This is a genomic window from Winogradskyella thalassocola (assembly GCF_900099995.1).
Classification (GTDB): Bacteria; Bacteroidota; Bacteroidia; order Flavobacteriales; family Flavobacteriaceae; genus Winogradskyella; species Winogradskyella thalassocola.
Window position 1 is genome coordinate 93189 of sequence record NZ_FNCZ01000006.1, and the last position, 20552, is coordinate 113740.

General features: G+C 34.2%; 17 protein-coding genes and 6 tRNA genes. 20 read left to right on the plus strand and 3 right to left on the minus strand.

Annotated features, from left to right (window positions below; all coding sequences use genetic code 11):
• Positions 1–81: 81 nt before the first annotated feature.
• The 15 genes from BLT80_RS14020 (at position 82) to BLT80_RS14090 (ending at position 13885) form a co-directional block, all read left to right on the plus strand.
• Positions 82–155: transfer RNA gene (locus BLT80_RS14020), tRNA-Thr, on the plus strand.
• Positions 156–221: 66 nt separating this feature from the next.
• Positions 222–303: transfer RNA gene (locus tag BLT80_RS14025), tRNA-Tyr, on the plus strand.
• Between the two features lie 144 nt (positions 304–447).
• Positions 448–520, plus strand: a tRNA-Gly gene (locus BLT80_RS14030).
• A 71-nt stretch (positions 521–591) separates the two neighbouring features.
• Positions 592–663, plus strand: a tRNA-Thr gene (locus BLT80_RS14035).
• A 70-nt stretch (positions 664–733) separates the two neighbouring features.
• A complete protein-coding gene (tuf, locus tag BLT80_RS14040; protein WP_092469055.1) occupies positions 734–1921 on the plus strand; it encodes an elongation factor Tu in 1188 nt (395 codons plus the stop codon).
• Positions 1922–2035: 114 nt separating this feature from the next.
• Positions 2036–2108: transfer RNA gene (locus tag BLT80_RS14045), tRNA-Trp, on the plus strand.
• A gap of 52 nt (positions 2109–2160) precedes the next feature.
• On the plus strand, positions 2161–2355 hold the full coding sequence (gene secE, locus BLT80_RS14050) for a preprotein translocase subunit SecE (RefSeq protein ID WP_092469057.1): 195 nt from the start codon (positions 2161–2163) through the stop codon (positions 2353–2355).
• Positions 2356–2375: 20 nt separating this feature from the next.
• Positions 2376–2921, plus strand: a complete 546-nt coding sequence (nusG, locus tag BLT80_RS14055) for a transcription termination/antitermination protein NusG (RefSeq protein WP_092469059.1) — start codon at positions 2376–2378, stop codon at positions 2919–2921.
• Between the two features lie 66 nt (positions 2922–2987).
• Positions 2988–3428 carry a 50S ribosomal protein L11 gene (gene rplK / locus BLT80_RS14060; RefSeq protein ID WP_020896666.1) on the plus strand — a complete coding sequence of 147 codons (441 nt, stop codon included), beginning with the start codon at positions 2988–2990 and terminating at the stop codon, positions 3426–3428.
• 10 nt (positions 3429–3438) lie between these two features.
• Positions 3439–4128 (plus strand): 50S ribosomal protein L1, encoded by a 690-nt coding sequence (gene rplA / locus BLT80_RS14065; RefSeq protein ID WP_092469061.1) that lies wholly within the window; start codon positions 3439–3441, stop codon positions 4126–4128.
• A gap of 19 nt (positions 4129–4147) precedes the next feature.
• A complete protein-coding gene (rplJ, locus tag BLT80_RS14070; protein WP_092469063.1) occupies positions 4148–4669 on the plus strand; it encodes a 50S ribosomal protein L10 in 522 nt (173 codons plus the stop codon).
• A 58-nt stretch (positions 4670–4727) separates the two neighbouring features.
• Positions 4728–5099 carry a 50S ribosomal protein L7/L12 gene (rplL, locus tag BLT80_RS14075; RefSeq protein WP_020896669.1) on the plus strand — a complete coding sequence of 124 codons (372 nt, stop codon included), beginning with the start codon at positions 4728–4730 and terminating at the stop codon, positions 5097–5099.
• 121 nt (positions 5100–5220) lie between these two features.
• Complete coding sequence (rpoB, locus tag BLT80_RS14080; RefSeq protein ID WP_092469065.1) at positions 5221–9033, plus strand: DNA-directed RNA polymerase subunit beta; 3813 nt, start codon at positions 5221–5223, stop codon at positions 9031–9033.
• Between the two features lie 44 nt (positions 9034–9077).
• Complete coding sequence (gene rpoC, locus BLT80_RS14085; RefSeq protein ID WP_092469067.1) at positions 9078–13379, plus strand: DNA-directed RNA polymerase subunit beta'; 4302 nt, start codon at positions 9078–9080, stop codon at positions 13377–13379.
• A 182-nt stretch (positions 13380–13561) separates the two neighbouring features.
• A complete protein-coding gene (locus BLT80_RS14090) occupies positions 13562–13885 on the plus strand; it encodes a DUF3467 domain-containing protein (RefSeq protein WP_092469069.1) in 324 nt (107 codons plus the stop codon).
• A gap of 138 nt (positions 13886–14023) precedes the next feature.
• Here the strand turns inward: BLT80_RS14090 and BLT80_RS14095 are convergent, their stop codons facing one another.
• From BLT80_RS14095 to BLT80_RS14105, 3 genes are all read right to left on the minus strand, one after another.
• Positions 14024–15655, minus strand: coding sequence for an aryl-sulfate sulfotransferase (locus BLT80_RS14095; protein WP_092469071.1), 1632 nt, complete (start codon positions 15653–15655; stop codon positions 14024–14026).
• Between the two features lie 200 nt (positions 15656–15855).
• On the minus strand, positions 15856–16086 hold the full coding sequence (locus tag BLT80_RS14100) for a (4Fe-4S)-binding protein (protein ID WP_092469073.1): 231 nt from the start codon (positions 16084–16086) through the stop codon (positions 15856–15858).
• A 140-nt stretch (positions 16087–16226) separates the two neighbouring features.
• A complete protein-coding gene (locus BLT80_RS14105; RefSeq protein WP_092469076.1) occupies positions 16227–17816 on the minus strand; it encodes a peptide chain release factor 3 in 1590 nt (529 codons plus the stop codon).
• 143 nt (positions 17817–17959) lie between these two features.
• On the opposite strand from BLT80_RS14105, the gene idi reads away from it, so the two are divergent.
• From idi to BLT80_RS14130, 5 genes are all read left to right on the plus strand, one after another.
• Positions 17960–18484, plus strand: a complete 525-nt coding sequence (gene idi / locus BLT80_RS14110) for an isopentenyl-diphosphate Delta-isomerase (protein WP_092469078.1) — start codon at positions 17960–17962, stop codon at positions 18482–18484.
• Entirely contained in the window at positions 18484–18894 is a 411-nt protein-coding gene (locus tag BLT80_RS14115) for a 6-pyruvoyl trahydropterin synthase family protein (protein ID WP_092469080.1), read from the plus strand. Before idi ends, BLT80_RS14115 begins: the two co-directional genes overlap by 1 nt.
• Positions 18895–18904: 10 nt before the next feature.
• Positions 18905–19867: a type I phosphomannose isomerase catalytic subunit gene (locus BLT80_RS14120; RefSeq protein ID WP_092469082.1), complete on the plus strand. Its 963-nt coding sequence runs from the start codon at positions 18905–18907 to the stop codon at positions 19865–19867.
• A gap of 82 nt (positions 19868–19949) precedes the next feature.
• Entirely contained in the window at positions 19950–20219 is a 270-nt protein-coding gene (locus tag BLT80_RS14125) for a hypothetical protein (RefSeq protein ID WP_092469084.1), read from the plus strand.
• A 69-nt stretch (positions 20220–20288) separates the two neighbouring features.
• Positions 20289–20362, plus strand: a tRNA-Thr gene (locus tag BLT80_RS14130).
• The last annotated feature ends 190 nt before the right edge of the window (positions 20363–20552 follow it).

Sequence of the window (20552 nt, forward strand, 5' to 3'; positions counted from 1 at the left end):
AATAAAGTCTTACATTTGCAGTCCGTTAGAAATAGCGGACTTTTTTATGGTCAGTTTTTGACCTTGATAAAGTAAAAAAAGGCCGATGTAGCTCAGCTGGCTAGAGCAGCTGATTTGTAATCAGCAGGTCGTGGGTTCGAGTCCCTCCATCGGCTCTTTTAGAGGTTGATTTTAGTAATAGAATTAGCTGATAAATTTTGAAATATTGAATTTAAAGTTTTGGGGAGATACTCAAGCGGCCAACGAGGGCAGACTGTAAATCTGCTGACTACGTCTTCGCAGGTTCGAATCCTGCTCTCCCCACAAAATATTTTTACAATTAGTTAATAAAAGACATATCTTTGCTGAACTAAAAGTTGAAATTTGTTTACCTTAATCAACACGCACAGCGAAGCGATTAAGTTTGAAATATTGAAAACCATTAATTAAGTAAGATTAATTAAGAATGCGAGAGTAGCTCAGTTGGTAGAGCGTCAGCCTTCCAAGCTGAATGTCGCCGGTTCGAACCCGGTCTCTCGCTCTAAAATTTGCGAATTAAGACGCGTGATTTTCACTTCGTAAATCTAACCAATCGGTAATCGTAAATGAAATGCCGGTGTAGCTCAGGGGTAGAGCGTTTCCTTGGTAAGGAAGAGGTCACGAGTTCAATTCTCGTCATTGGCTCTTTTTTCTAAGAATAGATTTAGAATACAATTGAACACTAATAATATAATAAGATTAAAATAAATTAAACATGGCAAAGGCAACTTTCGATCGTTCAAAACCACACTTAAACATAGGTACTATTGGACACGTAGATCACGGTAAAACAACTTTAACTGCTGCTATTACTAAAGTATTAGCTGATGCAGGTTATTCTGAAGCAAGATCATTTGATCAAATTGATAATGCACCGGAAGAAAAAGAAAGAGGTATTACAATTAATACTTCACACGTAGAATATGCAACTAATAATCGTCACTACGCTCACGTTGACTGTCCAGGTCACGCGGATTACGTAAAGAACATGGTTACTGGTGCTGCTCAAATGGATGGTGCTATTTTAGTTGTTGCTGCAACAGATGGTCCAATGCCACAAACTCGTGAGCATATCTTACTTGGTCGTCAGGTAGGTATTCCTCGTATGGTTGTATTCATGAATAAAGTGGATATGGTTGATGATGAAGAGTTATTAGAGTTAGTTGAAATGGAAATCAGAGATTTATTATCATTCTACGAATATGATGGTGATAATGGTCCTGTAGTAGCAGGTTCTGCTTTAGGTGCACTTAACGGTGAGCAAAAGTGGGTTGATACTGTATTAGAGTTAATGAATCAAGTTGATGCTTGGATTGAAGAGCCAGTTCGTGATATGGACAAGCCTTTCTTAATGCCAATCGAAGATGTATTCTCTATTACTGGTCGTGGTACTGTTGCAACTGGTCGTATTGAAACTGGTGTAGCTAACACAGGTGATCCTGTTGAGATTATTGGTATGGGTGCTGAGAAATTAACATCTACTATTACTGGTATCGAAATGTTCCGTCAAATATTAGATAGAGGTGAAGCTGGTGATAATGCTGGTATCTTATTAAGAGGTATTGAGAAGTCTCAAATCTCTAGAGGTATGGTAATTACTAAGCCAGGTTCTGTAACACCACATGCTAAATTTAAAGCTGAGGTTTACGTTCTTAAAAAAGAAGAAGGTGGTCGTCACACACCATTCCATAATAACTACCGTCCACAGTTTTACGTTCGTACAACTGATGTAACTGGAAACATTATGCTTCCTGATGGAGTTGAAATGGTAATGCCAGGTGATAACTTAACAATTACTGTTGAGTTGATTCAACCAATTGCAATGAACGTAGGTTTACGTTTCGCTATCCGTGAAGGTGGTAGAACAGTTGGTGCTGGTCAGGTTACTGAGATTTTAGACTAAACTATATAGTTAAAATATTTAATTAAGGTGTCTCGATATTTCGGGACGCCTTGATTATTGTTTACAGGTTTGCCTCTTCCGAGGGTTATCGGATTAATAGGGCAAAATGTAAATACGGGTTTAGCTCAGTTGGTAGAGCACTGGTCTCCAAAACCAGGTGTCGTGAGTTCGAGTCTCTCAACCCGTGCAAAATAATAGAATTGGATTATTTTTTAATCCTTAATAAAAGTAATAATCAAATGGCAGGATTAATAACATATATAAAAGAATCGTTTGGAGAGTTAAAGAACAATGTGTCATGGACACCATGGCCAGAAGCTCAAAAATTAACAGTGATTGTAGCTGTGTTTTCAATTATATTTTCTTTAGCTATTTGGGGAGTGGATACTGTTTTTAGTAGAGCAGTAAAAGCTTACTTTGATATGATTCACTAACAATTATACAAGAAGAGAGTATGTCTGATAAAAAATGGTATGTTGTTAGAGCGGTAAGCGGTCAAGAAAATAAAATCAAAACGTATATTGAAAATGAAATTTCAAGATTAGGTTTAGAAGATTTTGTGGATCAAGTTTTAGTCCCAACCGAAAAAGTAATACAAATCCGTAACGGAAAAAAAATTAACAAGGAAAAAGTTTATTTTCCTGGTTATATAATGGTTCAAGCCAATTTAAGTGGTGAAATTCCTCACATTATTAAATCGATTACAAATGTTATCGGTTTCTTAGGTGAAACAAAAGGTGGTGATCCTGTGCCGTTAAGACAATCTGAAGTAAACAGAATGTTAGGTAAAGTAGATGAGTTGTCTGTAGAGGCAGATGCTAATGTAGCAATTCCATTTACAAAAGGTGAAACTGTTAAAGTTATCGATGGTCCATTCAATGGATTTGATGGTACAATCGAGAAGATTAATGAAGAAAAGCGTAAGCTTGAAGTAATGGTGAAGATTTTTGGAAGAAAAACACCATTAGAGTTAAGTTATATGCAAGTAGAAAAAGTTTAATAATTGTTACATAAAGAGCGTATTATCTATGCTTCCAATATAGATAGGCGTAATAAACATTAAGAAATGGCAAAAGAAATAGACAAAGTAGTTAAGCTACAAGTTCGGGGAGGTGCTGCGAATCCATCGCCACCGGTAGGACCCGCTTTAGGTGCCGCTGGGGTTAATATCATGGAGTTCTGTAAGCAGTTTAATGCTAGAACACAAGATAAACAAGGTAAAGTTTTACCTGTGGCAATCTCTGTTTACAAAGACAAATCATTTGACTTTGTAATCAAGACTCCACCAGCAGCAGTACAATTATTAGAAGCGGCCAAAGTAAAGAAAGGATCAGGAGAACCAAACCGACGTAAAGTAGCAAAAGTAACTTGGGATCAAGTAAAAGCGATTGCTGAAGACAAGATGGTAGATTTAAATGCCTTTGAAATCGGATCAGCTATGAAAATGGTTGCCGGTACAGCAAGATCGATGGGTATCACTGTTAAAGGAGGAGAAGCTCCAAACTAAATTTTTAGAAATGGCAAGATTAACAAAGAAGCAAAAAGAAGCAAGAGCAAAGGTTGATAATAACAAGGTTTACTCTTTAGAAGAAGCTTCAGCTTTACTAAAAGAAATTACATACACAAAGTTTGATGCTTCTATCGATTTAGCAATCAGATTAGGTGTAGATCCACGTAAAGCCAATCAAATGGTACGTGGTGTAGTTTCATTACCACACGGTACAGGTAAAGACATGAAGGTTCTTGCACTTGTAACTCCAGATAAAGAAGCAGAAGCTAAAGAAGCAGGTGCTGATTACGTTGGGTTAGATGAATACTTACAGAAAATAAAAGAAGGTTGGACAGATGTTGACGTTATCGTTACTATGCCAAGCATTATGGGTAAGTTAGGACCATTAGGTAGAGTATTAGGACCGAGAGGTCTTATGCCAAACCCTAAGACAGGTACAGTAACTATGGATGTAGCTAAAGCAGTTGCAGAAGTAAAAGCTGGTAAGATAGATTTTAAAGTAGATAAAACAGGTATTGTACATGCACCAATAGGTAAAGCATCGTTTAGTACTGATAAGATTATTGGGAATGCTCAAGAATTATTATCTACAATTATGAAGTTAAAACCAACTGCTTCAAAGGGTGTTTATGTAAAGAGCATTTATATGTCTAGTACAATGAGCCCAAGTATAGCAGTGGATACAAAAATAGGATAGTAGTTAAACTTAGAATATTATGACAAGAGAAGAAAAATCCCAAGTAATTGAAGAGTTGACTGCTCAATTAGCAGATAATACAAATATCTATTTAACTGATATTTCTGGATTAGATGCAGTAGCAACTTCAAACTTAAGAAGAGCCTGTTTTAAAGCTAATATAAAGTTAGCGGTTGTAAAGAATACACTTTTAGAGAAAGCAATGGAAGCATCGGATAGAGAATTCGGTGATTTACCTACAACTTTAAAAGGAAATACATCAGTAATGTATTCTGAAACAGGTAATGGACCAGCTAAAGTAATTAAAGAATTCCGTAAAAAATCTGAAAAGCCTTTATTAAAAGGAGCTTTCATTGAGGAGTCTGTTTACATAGGTGACGATTTATTAGATGCATTAGTAGATATCAAGTCAAGAGAAGAACTTATAGGTGAAATTGTAGGTTTACTACAGTCTCCTGCTAAGAACGTTATCTCAGCGCTTAAATCTAGTGGTGGAAAAATCGCTGGTATCGTTAAAACATTATCCGAAAGAGAAGGATAATATTGCAATTACACAATAGAAAATTATATTATAACACACATTATTAAACAATAGAAAAATGGCAGATTTAAAAGATTTCGCAGAACAATTAGTTAACTTAACAGTAAAAGAAGTTAATGAATTAGCAACAATATTAAAAGATGAGTACGGTATCGAGCCTGCTGCTGCTGCAGTAGCTATGGCTGGTCCAGCTGCAGGTGCAGAAGCTGCTGAAGAGCAAACTGAATTTGATGTTATCTTAAAAGCAGCAGGTGCTTCTAAGTTAGCTGTAGTAAAATTAGTTAAAGAATTAACTGGTTTAGGTTTAAAAGAAGCTAAAGGATTAGTTGATGATGCACCAAGTCCAATCAAGGAAGGTGTAACAAAAGACGAAGCAGAAGCTTTAAAATCTCAATTAGAAGAGGCAGGAGCTGAGGTTGAGCTTAAGTAAGCTTACTCATTCAACAATACAAGGTTTAGGTCTGGAGTCGTACTCTAAGACCTAAACCCTTTTGTGTATATAAACGTTATATACATTTTTTAGTTTTTATTTAATAAAATCTCGTTCATCAATGTTAGCAAAAAAGGCTGAAAGAATTAATTTCTCTTCTATTGTAAATAGGACAGATTACCCAGACTTTTTGGATATCCAAATTAAATCCTTCCAGGATTTTTTCCAATTAGAAACAAAGTCAGAAGAAAGAGGTACTGAAGGTTTGTACAACACCTTCATGGAGAACTTCCCAATCACAGACACGCGTAATCAATTCGTATTAGAATTTTTAGATTACTTTATAGATCCACCAAGATATTCTATAGAAGAATGTATTGAAAGAGGGTTAACATACAGTGTGCCTTTAAAAGCAAGATTGAAATTGTATTGTACGGATCCAGAACATGAGGATTTCGAAACAATCGTTCAAGATGTTTATTTAGGTACTATTCCTTACATGACTCCAAGTGGTACATTTTGTATCAACGGTGCAGAACGTGTGGTAGTTTCTCAATTACATAGATCACCTGGTGTATTTTTTAGCCAGTCTTTTCATGCTAATGGTACTAAATTATATTCTGCCAGAGTAATTCCGTTTAAAGGATCATGGATAGAATTTGCCACTGATATCAATCAAGTAATGTATGCTTATATTGATAGAAAGAAAAAATTACCAGTTACGACGCTTTTCCGTGCTATCGGTTTTGAACGTGATAAAGATATTTTAGAGATTTTCGACCTTGCTGAAGAAGTAAAGGTTTCAAAATCTGGATTAAAGAAAGTTATCGGTCGTAAATTAGCTGCACGTGTATTGAATACATGGCACGAAGATTTCGTTGATGAAGATACAGGTGAAGTTGTATCTATTGAGCGTAACGAAATTGTATTAGATCGTGACACCATTATAGACAAAGACAATATTGAAGAAATTCTTGAAGCAGACGTAAAAACGATTCTTTTACATAAAGAAAGTGCGCAGCAAGGAGATTACGCAATTATTCATAATACATTACAGAAAGATCCAACAAACTCTGAAAAAGAAGCGGTTGAGCACATCTACCGTCAACTACGTAATGCTGAGCCGCCAGATGAAGAAACGGCACGTGGTATTATTGATAAATTATTCTTCTCTGATCAACGTTACTCTTTGGGTGAAGTAGGTCGTTATAGAATGAATAAAAAATTACAGTTAGATATCGGAATGGACAAACAAGTTTTGACCAAATTAGATATTATAACTATTATAAAATATTTAATTGAGCTTATCAATTCTAAAGCAGAGATTGATGATATTGACCACTTGTCTAACCGTCGTGTACGTACAGTAGGTGAGCAGTTATCTTCTCAGTTTGGTGTTGGTTTAGCACGTATGGCACGTACTATTCGTGAGCGTATGAACGTTCGTGATAATGAAGTGTTTACTCCAATAGATTTAATTAATGCTAAGACTTTATCGTCTGTAATTAATTCATTCTTTGGTACAAACCAGTTATCTCAATTTATGGATCAAACGAATCCTCTTGCAGAGATTACGCATAAGCGTCGTCTTTCAGCATTAGGACCAGGTGGTTTATCTAGAGAAAGAGCAGGTTTCGAAGTACGTGATGTTCACTATACACACTACGGACGTTTATGTCCTATTGAAACACCAGAAGGGCCAAACATTGGTTTAATTTCTTCTTTATCTTGTTTCGCGAAAGTGAACGCTATGGGATTCATTGAAACTCCATATCGTAAAGTTGAAGATGGTGTTGTAGATATTAAAAATACGCCGGTATATCTTAGTGCTGAAGAGGAAGAAGATATGCTAATTGCACAAGCAACTATTAAAGTTGATGAAAATGGTAAAATATTAGCAGATAAAATTATTTCTCGTCAAGAAGGTGATTTCCCTGTTATTGAACCAACAAGCGTTAACTATACTGATGTTGCACCAAACCAAATTGCATCGATTTCAGCATCTTTAATTCCATTCTTGGAACATGATGATGCCAACCGTGCATTAATGGGATCTAACATGATGCGTCAGGCTGTACCTTTATTACGTCCTGAAGCACCGATTGTAGGTACTGGTTTAGAACGTCAAGTAGCATCAGACTCTAGAGTATTAATAAATGCAGAAGGAGCTGGTACTGTAGAGTATGTAGATGCTCAGAAAATAACTATTAGATACGAACGTACTGAAGAAGCTGCTATGGTAAGCTTTGAAAGTGATACTAAAACGTATCCTTTAGTGAAGTTTAGAAAGACTAACCAAGGTACGTCTATTAACTTAAAGCCAATCGTTGAGAAAGGAGATAAAGTTGAAAAAGGACAAGTACTTTGTGAAGGTTATGCTACAGAGAATGGTGAATTAGCACTTGGTAGAAATATGAAAGTAGCCTTTATGCCTTGGAAAGGGTATAATTTTGAGGATGCGATTGTAATTTCTGAAAAAGTTGTTAGAGAAGATGTATTTACATCTATTCATATCGATGAGTATTCATTAGAAGTTAGAGATACCAAATTAGGTAATGAAGAATTAACTAATGATATTCCTAATGTTTCTGAAGAAGCTACTAAAGATTTAGATGAAAATGGAATGATTCGCATTGGTGCGGAAATCAAGCCAGGAGACATCTTAATTGGTAAAATTACACCTAAAGGGGAGTCAGATCCTACACCAGAAGAAAAACTTTTAAGAGCTATTTTCGGTGATAAAGCTGGTGATGTAAAAGATGCCTCTTTAAAAGCATCTCCATCTCTTAATGGTGTTGTTATTGATAAGAAATTATTTGCTAGAGCAGTAAAAGATAAACGTAAGAGAGCACAAGATAAAGAAGATATCGAGAAGTTAGAAGATGTTTACGATAACAGATTCGATGATCTTAAAAATGTTCTTGTTGATAAATTATTCAACATCGTTAATGGAAAAACAGCTCAAGGTATTTATAATGATTTAGGAGAAGAAATTATTCCTAAAGGTAAGAAGTATACATTAAAAATGTTAAATGCTGTAGATGATTATACGCATTTAACATCAGGAAAATGGACTACTGACGACCATACAAATGAACTTGTTGCAGATCTAATCCATAACTATAAGATTAAAGAAAATGATTTACAAGGATCATTAAGACGTGAGAAGTTTACAATCTCTGTTGGTGATGAATTACCTGCAGGTATCATTAAACTTGCTAAAGTTTATATCGCTAAGAAACGTAAACTTAAAGTAGGTGATAAAATGGCAGGTCGTCACGGTAACAAAGGTATTGTTGCTCGTATCGTTCGTCAAGAAGATATGCCTTTCTTAGAAGATGGAACTCCGGTTGATATTGTATTAAATCCACTTGGTGTACCTTCTCGTATGAACATTGGTCAAATTTATGAAACCGTTTTAGGTTGGGCTGGTAAAGATTTAGGTAAAAAGTACGCAACTCCAATTTTTGATGGTGCTACTTTAGACCAAATTAATGCCTACACAGATGAAGCTGGTATCCCAAGATTTGGACATACATATCTTTATGATGGTGGAACAGGTGATCGTTTTGATCAACCAGCAACAGTTGGTGTAATTTATATGATTAAGCTTGGTCACATGATTGATGATAAAATGCACGCACGTTCAATAGGACCATATTCATTAATTACGCAACAACCATTAGGTGGTAAAGCACAATTTGGTGGTCAACGTTTTGGTGAGATGGAAGTATGGGCACTTGAGGCTTATGGAGCATCAAGTACATTACGTGAGATCCTTACTGTAAAATCAGATGATGTTATTGGTAGAGCTAAAACTTACGAAGCTATCGTTAAGGGTGAGCCAATGCCAGAACCAGGACTTCCAGAATCATTCAACGTACTTATGCACGAATTGAAAGGTTTAGGATTAGATATTAGATTAGAAGAATAATGTAAGGGCAACTTTCGAGTTGCCCATACATAACAAAATATAACATGGCAAGAAGACAAGATAAAAATACAGTGCAGAAATTTAACAAAATTTCTATTGGTTTAGCGTCACCTGAATCTGTTTTAGGAGCATCTCGAGGTGAGGTATTAAAGCCAGAAACTATTAATTATCGAACACACAAACCAGAAAGAGATGGTTTGTTCTGTGAGCGTATTTTTGGTCCTGTAAAGGATTTTGAATGTGCTTGTGGTAAATATAAAAGAATACGTTACAAGGGGATTGTTTGTGACCGTTGTGGTGTAGAAGTAACAGAAAAGAAAGTACGTAGAGATAGAGTAGGACACATTAATCTTGTTGTTCCGGTTGCTCATATTTGGTATTTCCGTTCGTTACCAAACAAAATAGGTTACCTTCTTGGATTACCATCTAAGAAATTAGATATGATTATCTATTATGAGCGTTATGTGGTTATTCAACCAGGTATTGCCATGAACGCAGAAGGTGAGCCAGTTCAAAAAATGGATTTCTTAACTGAAGAAGAATATTTAACTATTTTAGAATCTCTTCAAAAAGAAAACCAATATTTAGACGATACAGATCCTAACAAATTCATCGCTAAGATGGGTGCTGAGTGTCTTATCGATTTATTAGCTAGAATTGATTTAGATCAGTTGTCATACGATTTAAGACATAAAGCTAATAACGAAACCTCTAAACAACGTAAAACAGAAGCGTTAAAACGTTTACAAGTTGTTGAAGCGTTTAGAGATTCAAACTTAAACAGAGAAAACAGACCAGAATGGATGATCATGAAGGCTGTACCTGTAATTCCACCAGAATTAAGACCTTTAGTGCCTTTAGATGGTGGTCGTTTTGCGACTTCAGATTTAAATGATTTATACCGTCGTGTAATTATCCGTAACAACCGTCTAAAGAGATTAGTTGAGATAAAAGCACCAGAAGTTATTTTACGTAATGAAAAACGTATGTTACAAGAATCAGTAGATTCATTGTTTGATAACACACGTAAATCATCTGCAGTAAAAACAGATTCTAACAGACCATTAAAATCGTTATCAGATTCACTTAAAGGTAAGCAAGGACGTTTCCGTCAAAACTTACTAGGTAAGCGTGTTGATTATTCTGCACGTTCTGTAATTGTTGTTGGACCAGAATTGAGATTATTCGAATGTGGTTTACCAAAAGATATGGCAGCAGAACTTTACAAGCCTTTTGTAATTAGAAAACTAATTGAAAGAGGAATTGTAAAAACTGTAAAATCTGCAAAGAAAATTATAGATAGAAAAGAACCTGTAGTTTGGGATATCTTAGAGAATGTTTTAAAAGGACATCCAGTTCTTTTAAACCGTGCTCCTACGTTACACAGACTTGGTATACAAGCATTCCAACCGAAACTTATCGAAGGTAAAGCAATTCAGTTACACCCATTAGTGTGTACTGCTTTTAACGCCGATTTCGATGGTGATCAGATGGCTGTGCATTTACCATTAGGACCAGAAGCTATTTTAGAATGTCAACTTTTAATGTTGGCTTCACATAATATATTGAACCCTGCAAATGGTTCTCCAGTTACTGTACCTTCTCAAGATATGGTACTTGGTTTATATTATATGACTAAACTTAGAAAATCGACTCCAGAGGTAAAAGTGTTAGGTGAAGGTTTAACATTCTATTCTCCAGAGGAAGTAAATATTGCTTACAACGAGAAGAAAGTTGACTTAAACGCAGGAATTAAAGTTAGAACAAAAGATTTTAATGAAGAAGGAGAGTTAACAAGTCAAATTATAGAAACTACTGTAGGTCGTGTACTTTTCAACGAAAAAGTTCCTGAAGCTGCTGGTTATATAAATGAAGTTTTAACTAAAAAATCATTAAGAGAAATTATTCATGGTATTCTTAAAAAGACAAGTGTACCTGAAACAGCTGATTTCTTAGATGAAATTAAAACTCAAGGTTATAAGTTTGCATTCCAAGGTGGATTATCATTTAGTTTAGGTGATATTATTATTCCAAAGGAGAAGCAGGGTATGATTGATGCTGCTAACAAGCAGGTTGATGGTATTATGGGTAGCTATAACATGGGACTTATTACAAACAACGAACGTTATAATCAAGTTATTGATATCTGGACGTCTACAAATGCTGAATTGACTGAATTGTCAATGAAACGTATTCGTGAAGATCAGCAAGGATTTAACTCGGTGTTTATGATGCTTGATTCTGGTGCAAGGGGTTCTAAAGAACAAATTCGTCAGTTAACAGGTATGCGTGGATTAATGGCTAAGCCTAAAAAATCTACAGCAGCTGGTGGAGAAATTATTGAGAATCCAATTCTTTCTAACTTTAAGGAAGGACTTTCAATTTTAGAATACTTTATTTCTACTCACGGTGCACGTAAAGGTCTTGCGGATACGGCTCTTAAAACAGCCGATGCAGGTTACTTAACTCGTCGTTTGGTAGATGTTTCACAAGATGTAATTGTATACGAAGAGGATTGTGGTACATTAAGAGGTATCGAAGTTTCTGCACTTAAGAAAAACGAAGAAATCGTTGAAAACTTAGAAGGTAGAATCGTTGGTAGAACATCACTTAATGATGTTTATAACCCATTAACTGAAGAGTTATTAGTAGAAGCAGGTGGTCATATTAATGATGCTATAGCTAAGAAAATTGGAGAGTCTCCAATTGATTCTATAGAAGTACGTTCTGCATTAACTTGTGAAGCTAAGAAAGGTATTTGTGTTAATTGTTATGGACGTAACCTTGCTACTGGGAAACTAGTACAAAGAGGTGAAGCTGTTGGTGTAGTTGCCGCTCAGTCTATTGGTGAGCCAGGTACACAGTTAACATTACGTACATTCCACGTAGGTGGTATTGCGGGTAACATTTCTGAAGATAATAAGTTAACTGTTAAGTTTGATGGTATTGCTGAAATTGAAGATTTAAAAACTGTTAAATCTAAAGACAATGAAGGTAATGAGGTTGACGTAGTTATCTCTAGAACTTCAGAGTTAAAATTAATGGATGCTAAAACAGGAATTATTTTAAGTACAAATAATATTCCTTATGGTTCATTTATTTATGTGAAGCCAGGTGATAAGCTTAAGAAAGACGATGTAGTTTGTTCTTGGGATCCATATAACGGTGTAATTATATCTGAATTTGCTGGTCAAGTGAAGTATGAAAACATTGAACAAGGTGTGACATATCAAGTTGAAATTGATGAACAAACTGGTTTCCAAGAGAAAGTAATTTCAGAATCTAGAAACAAGAAGTTAATACCAACATTATTAATTGAAGATTCTAAAGGAGAAACGATCCGTTCTTACAATTTACCAGTAGGAGCTCACATTATGATTGATGATGGTGATAAGATTGATATCGGTAAGATTTTAGTTAAGATACCTCGTAAATCGTCTAAAGCAGGTGATATTACAGGTGGTCTTCCTCGTGTAACAGAATTATTTGAAGCACGTAACCCTTCTAATCCTGCTGTTGTTAGTGCGATTGATGGTGTTGTTTCATTTGGTAAAATTAAACGTGGTAACCGTGAGATTATTATCGAATCTAAGCAAGGTGATGTTAGAAAATACTTAGTAAAATTATCTAATCAGATTCTTGTACAAGAGAATGATTATGTTAAAGCTGGTATGCCATTATCTGATGGTTCAATTACACCAAACGATATTCTTAACATTAAAGGCCCATCTGCGGTTCAACAATACTTAGTAAATGAAGTACAAGAAGTATATCGTTTACAAGGTGTGAAGATTAATGATAAGCACTTCGAGGTTGTGGTAAGACAAATGATGCGTAAAGTTAGAATTATTGATTCTGGTGATACAATATTCTTAGAAAATCAATTAGTGCATAAATCAGATTTCATTGAAGAAAACGATAAGATTTTCGGAATGAAAGTGGTTGAGGATGCTGGTGACTCAGAGAACTTGAAATCTGGTCAAATTGTAACGGTTAGAGATTTAAGAGATGAAAACTCTAGCTTACGTAGAGAAGATAAGAATCTTGTTACTGCAAGAGATGCTAGTCCTGCTACTGCAACTCCAATATTACAAGGTATTACTAGAGCGTCATTACAAACTAAGTCGTTTATATCTGCAGCATCGTTCCAAGAAACTACTAAGGTTCTTAACGAAGCAGCTGTAAATGGTAAAGTTGATTCACTTGAAGGACTTAAAGAAAATGTAATTGTTGGACATAGAATTCCAGCAGGTACAGGGGTTAGAGAATACGAAAACATCATTGTAGGTTCTAGAGAAGAGTTTAATGAAATGATGAAGGCTAAAGAAGAAATGAACTTCAACTAGTATTGTCATTCCTTCGAGATCTAAGATTAAGGAATTCATTAATTTTGAATGACTAATCAATGATTATGATAGGAATCTAAATAACAAAAAGCCTTCAAGCATTTATTTGCATGAAGGCTTTTTAATTTAAATAGAATACAAACAAAGTTTTCAATGATTTGAAAGCATAAAATAAATTTATAATGGCAGACGATAAGAACAATCCTAATAATAAAAAAGGACAAATAAATATAGAGCTAGACGAGAAAATAGCAGAAGGGACGTATTCTAACTTGGCAATAATCAATCACTCAGTATCAGAATTTGTGGTAGATTTTGTAAGCATTATGCCTGGTACTCCAAAGAGTAAAGTAAAGTCTCGGATAATCTTAACTCCACAGCATGCCAAACGCTTATTAAAAGCCTTAGGTGAAAATGTAACCCGTTTTGAAAAAGCGCATGGTGAAATTAAAGATTACGAGCAACCACCAATTCCATTGAATTTTGGGCCAACTGGTCAAGCTTAATAATTAAAATAACATCAAAATTTAAAAATAAGGTTTTAAGGTGGTTCTCGAAATGTTTAATTACGAAGAACCACCAATACCGGTAAATTTTGGACCAACTGGTCAGGCTTAATAGAACAAACTTTAGGACTTAAGTGATTAACTTTTTATAAATTTAATCACTTGAGTCTTATTAGTTTTAGTGTCTTTGATATTTATAAAATACAACCCTTTTTCAATTTTAGGAATGTGAAGTTGTTTGTTGATCAATTTAACATTCTTAACCATGGATTTACCGTTGATACTATAAATATCAATTGTAGCTGAATCTTGTAACGGTGTTGAAAAGACTATTGTTTCGTGTTGAATAGGGTTGTTTAAAATTCTTATTTTAGTAAATGTTTGGTCAGTAGTAGAAAGGTTTTCATTACAATTTTCTGAGTTAGAATTAACATCTTCTATGATATCTCCTGGTATGAGATCTAAACCATTAAAGCCAATATAATCTGAAGGATATTTTTCTGCTTTAAATAAAGTATTGAATAATATTTCTGATTCTGTCGAATATTGATTAATTATGTTTTCTCCAGATGGATTTCTATAAATCCAAACGATGTCTCCATCTAGAGTAATCTCAGTTAGCCGACCTTTAATAGCTTCCGAAAAAATTAAATTACCATTTTGCAAAGCAGTAACTCCACTCATTTTTGGCTGAAATACAGTTTGGTTCATAACCTCTCCATCCCAACTAAAGAAAAAATCTGTAGGGCTATATTTATCGTTACTAATTTCATAACCCGAAGCAGTAGGTACTGATGCAATAATATTAATGGAACTATGTGTATTAGTGGCTCCTACGTCATTATTAAAAACTGTTATTTTACCGGCATTAGGAAAACCTTCTGGAATCCACTTAGGATCATGCTGTTCAAAGAGCTTACGATCTAACGGACTTCCTTTTCTGTAAACTTCAGGATTACCCCATCTCCATAAAAAATCACCTCCTTTATTATAGCTACCACCAGTGCTTGAAGCAGCTTCTTCCGTAATTGTGCTATGATCAATAATATAAATTTCTCCTAAGCTTTTACACGACATTACAATCTGATCCAATTCGGCATTATAATCTATACCGTTCATGTGCATAAAATCCGCATGTGACATGTTATGGTCTTCATAATTAATGTCTATTAATTCTGGATGATTTTCTATAACTCCGTAATTAGATTTCGTAGCATCGAAATCTTGAATAAAACGATCAGCGAAGCGCCATTCCCAAACAATTTCAATTTCATTTGTCCCAATGGGTTTAACTTCAATTATCTTTTCTGATGAGAGACTGTTACTAATTAGTGCTGGGTTTTTTCCTAAATCAATTAGCTCATCTTCTTCAATAACTTCTTTTACGATGAGAAGTATATTTCCGTTAGGTAAAGGTTCTATATCATGATGTTGTCGTATATCTAATGAATCCATAAGATTATAATACCACAATAAGGTATTATGCCAATCTCTAATTTCTAAACCTCCACTCCCGGCTCTCAATATTGTACCATTTTCTAATATATAAGGTACTGATTTAGGAGTGCCATTAAAATTCCATTCATTAACTATGTTTCCGCAATTGTCAATTAAGTATGCAGAAGAGTTTTTAATTGGGGAGAATAATGTATAGCCTTCTGCAATTTTTGTCTCGTTGTGGTATAATAAACCCACAGTTTCTTGAGCGGAAATAGAATTGGTGTGCTGTATAATTATAAAGAATAAACAAAAAAGTAATTTAAGTTTCATAGTTATTTTTGGTTTAAAATTACTGTTTTTATACCTAAGTAGTAGGGCAAAAATTATAAAATATTATAACTAATCTATAAATCTAATTGAATTTTAAACTTTTAATTGAGTCGTAAAATAAGAATACGTAGTTTTTAGCGCGCATAAAAAAACCTTTGAATTATGCATTCAAAGGTTTTTTGTTTTATAGGTTTTAAAATTTAAGCAACTTCCTTTTGGTTCAAGTGATATTTTAAAGCACCAGAAGGACATTTGTTAATCTGATTAATAATATCATCAGTTTGTGCTCCTTCTAAATCAATCCAAGGAATCACAGAATTTCTAAATACATTTGATAATTGTTTTGCACAAAATTCAGCATTTGTACAACAGCGAGGTGCGTAGGTTACAGTAATCTCATTGTTACTGAAAACGTTTTCGTTATTATCCATAATAAGTAGATTAGTTTGGGGTTAATCTTAATTTTAAACAATAAATAGTTAGTAAACCTAATAGAATCAAAATCTAAAAGCAAAAATCTTCGATAAAATACATGTTATTTTAACATTTCAACAAGACATGATCTCTAATTTTATTCAAATTCAGAGGTCATGTGAAATGTTATACTTGGATATTTTTGCTGTGTCATTTGTAAAGAAAACATAGAGTCAGCTAAAAACACTAGCTGATTTTGTTTGTCTCTAGCTAAGAAACGCTGTTTTACACGTAAGAATTCTTTAAATTCGGCACTCTTTTTATCCTTAGTTTCAACCCAACATGCTTTATGTACATTCAAGTTCTCATAGGTACATTTTGCGCCATATTCATGTTCTAGCCTATATTGGATCACTTCATATTGTAAAGCTCCAACAGTACCAATCACTTTTCTACCATTTAGATCTAAGGTGAATAATTGCGCAACTCCTTCATCCATCAACTGATCAATACCTTTATAAAGCTGTTTAGCTTTCATCGGGTCTGCATTATTAATGTATCTAAAATGCTCTGGAGAGAAGCTTGGTACACCTTTATAATTTAATAGTTCTCCTTCAGTTAGGGTGTCACCAATTTTAAAACTGCCGGTATCTTGTAAACCAACAATATCACCAGGGTAAGAGATGTCAACAATCTCTTTCTTTTCAGCAAAAAAGGCATTAGGACTAGAAAATTTCATTTTCTTGTTATGTCTTACATGCAGGTAAGGTGTATTTCGTTTAAACTCACCCGACACAATTTTAATAAATGCCAATCGATTTCTGTGATTAGGATCCATGTTGGCATGAATTTTAAATACGAAACCACTAAACTGATCTTCTTCGGGTTTAACTAAACGCTCTTCACTGTGCTTAGGTCTAGGTTTTGGTGCAATATCCACAAAACAATCTAATAATTCTCTTACACCAAAATTGTTTAATGCCGAACCAAAAAATACAGGTTGTTGCTGACCATTTAAATAGTCTTCTTTATTAAAGTGAGGATATATGCCGTCTACGAGCTCTATTTCTTCTCTTAAGGTATTGGCTGCTTTTTCACCTACAAGCTTATCTAGTTCTGGAGACGATAAATCTGAAATCTCAATAGTTTCTTCAATATCTTTTCTATTATCTCCAGAAAATAAATTGATGTTTTTTTCCCAGATGTTGTAGATCCCTTTAAAGTCGTAACCCATTCCGATAGGAAAACTTAGCGGCACAACTTTTAATCCAAGTTTTTGTTCAATTTCATCTAATAGATCAAAGGCATCTTTACCTTCTCTATCCATTTTGTTTATGAAAACAATCATTGGGATGTTACGCATTCTGCAGACTTCGACTAACTTTTCAGTTTGCTCCTCAACACCCTTAGCGACATCAATAACAACAATAACGCTATCAACAGCAGTCAATGTTCTAAAGGTATCCTCTGCAAAATCCTTGTGGCCTGGTGTATCTAAAATATTAATTTTTATACCATTATATTCAAAGGCCAAAACAGAAGTTGCTACAGAAATTCCACGCTGACGTTCAATTTCCATAAAGTCACTTGTAGCTCCTTTCTTTATTTTATTACTTTTTACAGCACCAGCTTCTTGTATGGCTCCACCAAATAATAGTAATTTTTCTGTTAAAGTCGTTTTACCAGCATCTGGATGCGAGATGATTCCAAAGGTTCGTCGTCTGTTTATTTCTTTTAAGAAGCTCATAGGTATTATTAAAAATCGAGTGCGAAGATACTATTATTAAAGACAATTAAAATAGATCTTAGATTCGCTTTTTACAAATTGTACTTTTAATTTTTTATGAATTCCTTCACTTTTATATCATTTTAAGGTGTTAATTTAGCGTTATGATAGAAGAACAAGTCATCTTAGTAGATGAAAATGATAATAAAATTGGATTAATGCCAAAATTAGAAGCGCACGAGAAGGCGCTTTTGCATCGTGCATTTTCCGTATTTATATTTAATGATAAGAACGAACTTATGCTTCAGCGACGTGCCATGCATAAATATCATACTCCAGGTTTATGGACTAACACGTGTTGCAGTCATCAACGTGATGGTGAGAGTAATTTAGAAGCAGGAAGACGCCGTTTGCAAGAGGAAATGGGTTTTGTAACAGACTTAGAAGAAAAGACCTCATTTATTTATAAGGCACCTTTTGATAATGGATTAACAGAGCATGAATATGATCATGTAATGGTTGGGTATTTTAATGATGACCCAAATATTAATCCTGATGAAGTGGAGAGTTGGAAATGGATGTCATTAGAAGCTGTAAAAGCTGATATTGCTGAAAATCCACAACTATACACGGCTTGGTTCAAAATAATTTTTGAAAAGTTTTATGAATTTATAAACGTTAATAAATAATGCGAGTTACAGTTCATAGAAAAGCACATTTTAATGCAGCACACAGACTTTATAGAAAAGACTGGAGTTTTGAGAAGAATGATGCCGTTTTTGGTTTGTGTAATAACCCTAATTTTCATGGGCATAATTACGAATTAGTTGCAAGCGTTACAGGTGAAATTGATCCTGAAACAGGTTATGTAATTGATATCAAAACATTGAAGGATATTATTAAATCAGAGGTCGAAGATGCTTTTGATCATAAGAATTTAAATGTTGAAGTCCCTGAATTTAAAGACCTCAATCCTACAGCAGAAAATATTGCAGTGGTGATCTATAATAAAATTAAACCAAAACTCAACCCGAATTTTCATCTTGAAATTACACTTTACGAAACACCTCGTAACTTTGTAACATATTCAGGGAATTAATAAAGAAAACATGCTATATCCATTAAAATTTCAACCGATTCTTAAAGATAAAATCTGGGGAGGAGAAAAGTTAAATCAGTATTTCAATAAAGCTTCTGAGTCTAAAAATCTTGGGGAGAGTTGGGAGATTAGTACTGTTCCAAATGACGTTTCTGTTGTTGGTAATGGTGAATTAAAAGGAAAATCTTTACAAGAGCTTGTTAATAATTATAAAGCAGGTCTTTTAGGAGATAAAAACTGGGAACGTTTTGGTAACGAATTTCCTTTACTCATAAAATTTATTGATGCAAAACAAGATTTAAGTATTCAGTTGCATCCTAATGATGAATTGGCAAAAAAACGTCACAATTCGTTTGGTAAAACTGAGATGTGGTATGTAATGCAAGCCGATGATGATGCTAACCTTATTGTTGGATTTAAAGGTGAGGTTGATAAAGCAACCTATCTAAAGCATTTAGAAAAGAATACACTTACTGAAATTTTGAATTTTGACAACGTAAAAGAAGGAGATACCTATTTTATAGAAGCAGGAAGAGTCCATGCTATTGGAGCAGGAGTATTATTAGCAGAAATTCAGCAAACTAGTGATGTAACATATCGTGTTTATGATTGGGATCGTGTTGATGACGAAGGTAATGAGCGCGAATTGCATAACGATATAGCCATTGATGCTTTTGATTTTGAAATGAAAAACGATTTTAGAATCGACTATGCAAAACAGAAAGATGTATCTAACGAAATGGTAAGTTGCCCTTTCTTTACTACAAATTTCATAGAGATAGCGTCCGAAATAGCAATTGATAACACTCACGATTCGTTTTTAATATACATGTGTGTTGATGGAGATGTTGAGGTTATCACTAAAGATTCTAAAGAACATATTTCAAAAGGGGAAACGATTTTGATTCCTGCAGAAGTCAAAAACTTTAAATTAAAATCAGTTTACGGTAAACTTCTAGAAGTGTACGTTTAAAACTTACGATAAAAAATAATAATGAGAATCAAATAACTAAAAGGATTTAGTACTTTTGCGGTTATTATAAAAAATAATTATCATGTCGAATAAAAGAGATTTAAAAAAAGATATCAACTACGTATTAGGAGATATCATTGAAGCAGTTTACGTTTGGGAATTAGCGAATGCTGAAAAGCCAACTAAAGAAAGCGAAGCTGTTATAGATGAAGCTATCGTAACATTTGATGAGTTAATTGCTCGTGTTAATGATAGAGGTGCAGAAAATAAAAAAGCTCATTTTAAGGCGATTAACGCAGACCTTGAAACTAAAGGAAGAGCTCTTATCGAAAAAATCAATAAATTAAAGTAAATTGATTTGCAAATTTGAAAATCTATTTTAAATTTGCGCTCGCTTACCGAAATAAGGTAAGCATTTTTTGCCGATGTAGCTCAGCTGGCTAGAGCAGCTGATTTGTAATCAGCAGGTCGTGGGTTCGAGTCCCTCCATCGGCTCTTAATTTTAAAACTTCAATTACTGTAAAGTAGTTGGAGTTTTTTTTATTTGGTGCAATGATGAACGGCAGAAGAGAAGATTACTCCGAACATGGTAAAGTCAATTCTATCCTTGTATACGTTTTAAAAAACAAAAAATCCAATCATAGTAATGATTGGATTTTTTATGTAAAATTAAATGCGGTATAAT

What these genes read in the sequence shown, in the direction of transcription:
- tuf (WP_092469055.1), top strand. Translation starts at nt 734, where the DNA reads ATGGCAAAGGCAACTTTCGATCGTTCAAAACCACACTTAAACATAGGT.
- secE (WP_092469057.1), top strand. Translation starts at nt 2,161, where the DNA reads ATGGCAGGATTAATAACATATATAAAAGAATCGTTTGGAGAGTTAAAG.
- nusG (WP_092469059.1), top strand. Translation starts at nt 2,376, where the DNA reads ATGTCTGATAAAAAATGGTATGTTGTTAGAGCGGTAAGCGGTCAAGAA.
- rplK (WP_020896666.1), top strand. Translation starts at nt 2,988, where the DNA reads ATGGCAAAAGAAATAGACAAAGTAGTTAAGCTACAAGTTCGGGGAGGT.
- rplA (WP_092469061.1), top strand. Translation starts at nt 3,439, where the DNA reads ATGGCAAGATTAACAAAGAAGCAAAAAGAAGCAAGAGCAAAGGTTGAT.
- rplJ (WP_092469063.1), top strand. Translation starts at nt 4,148, where the DNA reads ATGACAAGAGAAGAAAAATCCCAAGTAATTGAAGAGTTGACTGCTCAA.
- rplL (WP_020896669.1), top strand. Translation starts at nt 4,728, where the DNA reads ATGGCAGATTTAAAAGATTTCGCAGAACAATTAGTTAACTTAACAGTA.
- rpoB (WP_092469065.1), top strand. Translation starts at nt 5,221, where the DNA reads ATGTTAGCAAAAAAGGCTGAAAGAATTAATTTCTCTTCTATTGTAAAT.
- rpoC (WP_092469067.1), top strand. Translation starts at nt 9,078, where the DNA reads ATGGCAAGAAGACAAGATAAAAATACAGTGCAGAAATTTAACAAAATT.
- BLT80_RS14090 (WP_092469069.1), top strand. Translation starts at nt 13,562, where the DNA reads ATGGCAGACGATAAGAACAATCCTAATAATAAAAAAGGACAAATAAAT.
- BLT80_RS14095 (WP_092469071.1), bottom strand. Translation starts at nt 15,655, where the DNA reads ATGAAACTTAAATTACTTTTTTGTTTATTCTTTATAATTATACAGCAC.
- BLT80_RS14100 (WP_092469073.1), bottom strand. Translation starts at nt 16,086, where the DNA reads ATGGATAATAACGAAAACGTTTTCAGTAACAATGAGATTACTGTAACC.
- BLT80_RS14105 (WP_092469076.1), bottom strand. Translation starts at nt 17,816, where the DNA reads ATGAGCTTCTTAAAAGAAATAAACAGACGACGAACCTTTGGAATCATC.
- idi (WP_092469078.1), top strand. Translation starts at nt 17,960, where the DNA reads ATGATAGAAGAACAAGTCATCTTAGTAGATGAAAATGATAATAAAATT.
- BLT80_RS14115 (WP_092469080.1), top strand. Translation starts at nt 18,484, where the DNA reads ATGCGAGTTACAGTTCATAGAAAAGCACATTTTAATGCAGCACACAGA.
- BLT80_RS14120 (WP_092469082.1), top strand. Translation starts at nt 18,905, where the DNA reads ATGCTATATCCATTAAAATTTCAACCGATTCTTAAAGATAAAATCTGG.
- BLT80_RS14125 (WP_092469084.1), top strand. Translation starts at nt 19,950, where the DNA reads ATGTCGAATAAAAGAGATTTAAAAAAAGATATCAACTACGTATTAGGA.